This is a genomic window from Microcoleus pseudofavosus SVA1_A4 (assembly GCF_036700565.1).
Classification (GTDB): domain Bacteria; phylum Cyanobacteriota; class Cyanobacteriia; order Cyanobacteriales; family Microcoleaceae; genus Microcoleus.
The window spans coordinates 1-2,532 of the sequence record NZ_JAUBPE010000174.1 but is presented as its reverse complement, the minus strand read 5'-3'; the positions used below and the strand labels follow the sequence as shown (position 1 = coordinate 2,532).

At 48.2% G+C, this 2,532-nt stretch carries 3 protein-coding genes and 1 pseudogene; 1 reads left to right on the top strand and 3 read right to left on the bottom strand.

Annotated features, from left to right (window positions below):
* Positions 1-319, bottom strand: a pseudogene (locus QUA02_RS33245) (hypothetical protein); the annotation flags it as partial.
* A 347-nt stretch (positions 320-666) separates the two neighbouring features.
* Here QUA02_RS33245 and QUA02_RS33240 point away from each other — a divergent pair.
* A complete protein-coding gene (locus QUA02_RS33240; protein WP_333033990.1) occupies positions 667-1,032 on the top strand; it encodes a DOPA 4,5-dioxygenase family protein in 366 nt (121 codons plus the stop codon).
* A 123-nt stretch (positions 1,033-1,155) separates the two neighbouring features.
* On the opposite strand, the gene QUA02_RS33235 is transcribed toward QUA02_RS33240, so the two are convergent.
* Positions 1,156-1,890 (bottom strand): DUF72 domain-containing protein, encoded by a 735-nt coding sequence (locus QUA02_RS33235; RefSeq protein ID WP_333033989.1) that lies wholly within the window; start codon positions 1,888-1,890, stop codon positions 1,156-1,158.
* A 254-nt stretch (positions 1,891-2,144) separates the two neighbouring features.
* Positions 2,145-2,532, bottom strand: a 388-nt coding sequence (locus tag QUA02_RS33230; RefSeq protein WP_333033988.1) for a HepT-like ribonuclease domain-containing protein, incomplete at its 5' end; no start/stop codon positions are given.

The following is a 2,532-nucleotide window of genomic DNA, read 5'->3' as shown; positions in this document are numbered from 1 at the left end:
GCTCCTGATGAGTGCGGCGAGCTATCTGAGACGCATGGAGAAAAGTTGTCAGAAAAACGGGACTTTCAAAATCAACTGATTCGATTTTAGATTTTAGCTCCTCTAATTCTAGGACTAAAATTTCTAAAAATTTATAAGTCCTTTGCGTTGCTGGAGGAACGATATAGCTATCGAAAAAGCTTACGGCTAACGACCCGACTGCCGGTACAGAGCTAACGACTGCTTTGACAGCATTATAATTTTTGTCAGAATTATCGCTATCAAAAGCCGCTTTGAGTTTTTCTCCGAGCGAGTCTTGATTTTGAGGGCTGTTGCTCATAGTTACTTTTCGCAAAAGGATTTATAAAGCGTAGCCTTCGCTTTTAAGAGGTTGATTAGAATTTTCCGTATTGCTGAGAGTCGGTTTTCACTACCTAATCCCAGAACTTGTTGCCGATCGCAGCCAACACCAAATTCTGGGAGAACTGGAACCACAACCAACACTCCTGTCACGCCCAAAATCCATCAGAGTGCGTAGGCGTAAGCCGGGGCGGAGCCATCGCGGTCTTGCGGTAACGCACACAACCCCATATCTTAAGTGGCGTTCACCAAGTTAGTCTGAAGTTAACAGCCGTTTTGTGCAAATGTCGGCTCAATAACCTACTGAAGCTCAATAACCTACTGAAAATGATGAAAGCAGACACCATCGAAATTGTTGGTTTTCACGCACATATTTACTTTGACAGTGATAGCCGCGATGCAGCTGCGCGCGTACGCGAAGGATTGACTCAGTTTGAGGTGCAGCTAGGGCGTTGGCACGACAAACCCATTGGGCCACACCCCCAAGCGATGTATCAAGTTGCGTTTTTACCGGAACATTTTGGTAAAGTAGTTCCCTGGTTGATGCTCCACCGCGAGGGGTTAGATATTCTCGTCCATCCCGAAACAGGCGACGATCTAACAGACCACACGGAGCATTCTTTGTGGCTGGGACAGAAACTGAAGCTGAATGTCGAAGTCCTGCGATCTAGAACAGCCAACGCGAGTTTCTGAGCGAGCGCTCCGTAAAAAGTAGCAGTTCCCAAGTCGTCCCCGATCGCAAGAAATGCCCGCGCTCTGGTTGCCAACACCTTTTAATGCGCCTAAAAGAATGGGAACGCTTTCAATCAGAGCCTGTCAGCAAGTACCGTTTTCCAAAAAAGCTTTCAGCCTAGAAGCGTTTCTCACTGCATTTCCGTCTCCGTCGTTGTTGAAGTAGGCGAACACACGGAGCCCCTGACTTTCCCACTCCTGGATGCGATCGGCCCACCACTGCAAATCATCATCCGAGTAGGAGCCGCCGTAGAGGTAGTTGGGGTCGGGGCCGTGGAGCCGTACATAAACGAATGACCCCGTTGCGCGGAGGATGCACGGCAGGTGCGCCCCGCTCATCACGCAGTAAGCCGCTCCAAACCTTTCCAGCATCGAAAATACCTCTTCCGTGTGCCAGCTTGGGTGTCGGAATTCGACAGCTACTTCGATCCAAGGGGGAACCTGTTCTAGAAAGTAGGCTAGGCGAGCCAAATCGCAGCCGAACTGGGGAGGAAGCTGGACGAGCAGAATACCCAGGCGTGAGCCCAAGCATTGAAGTCCATCACTCATGCGTTCCAACCACTTTTCTGGCGAGTAAAGGCGCTTGGAGTGCGTTAGACCGCGGGGCGCTTTTACAGTCATCAGAAATCCTGGGAGGAGGCGCTGCTGCCAGTTAGCGAAGGTAGCGTTTGGCGGCCAGCGGTAGTAGGTGCTGTTAACTTCGACGGTTTGATAGTGCTGGATGTAGCAATCGAGTCGGGAGCGAGGCGGTAGCTTGTGAGGATAAAGTACACCTTGCCAATGGTCGTAACTCCAACCGCTCAGTGCCGATGCGAACAATCATCGCCTTTTTACTCCACCAATAAGCGTGTGAATTTAAGTGTAGTCGGGCCGCATCGTTACCGCACTCTATCAATCAGCTAAAAATACAGAAAGCAAGTTGAACTATTAAGGACTCCTTTAAACAGCGAACCTGACTTTACTGCTTTGGGCGAACGTCTCAGGCTTTTCTATCTTGAAGGAGTGAGGAAATTAATAGGAGCTTGAACGGCCAAACACGGAGAGAGCGATCGTTCCCTACAATAGTGCTAAACTCACGCCTCTCCTAGCTCCTGTAAAATCTGTTCTACTGTTACCTTCAACGGAGGTAAATTATTCTGTACGATCGCCCAAACTAAGTTTAGCGAGACTCGGAAATATTCATGCACTACGAGATTTCTAAACGCTACAATTTGCGCCCAAGGCACTTGGGAATATCGGCTAGTTAACTCGGACGATAACGCATTTGTTGCTTCTCCAATAATTTGCAGGTGATGAACAATCCAAATTTGAATTAATTCTTGGCTGTCAAATGCCTGCCTGCCAAGGCTAGCATATCGCTCAATGGCGGCTATTGCATCTAATATACAGCACTTCCGGATGTTATGAGGTACAATAGAATTGACTAAAAATAATATACCAATGAAAGCATACTCAGTAGAT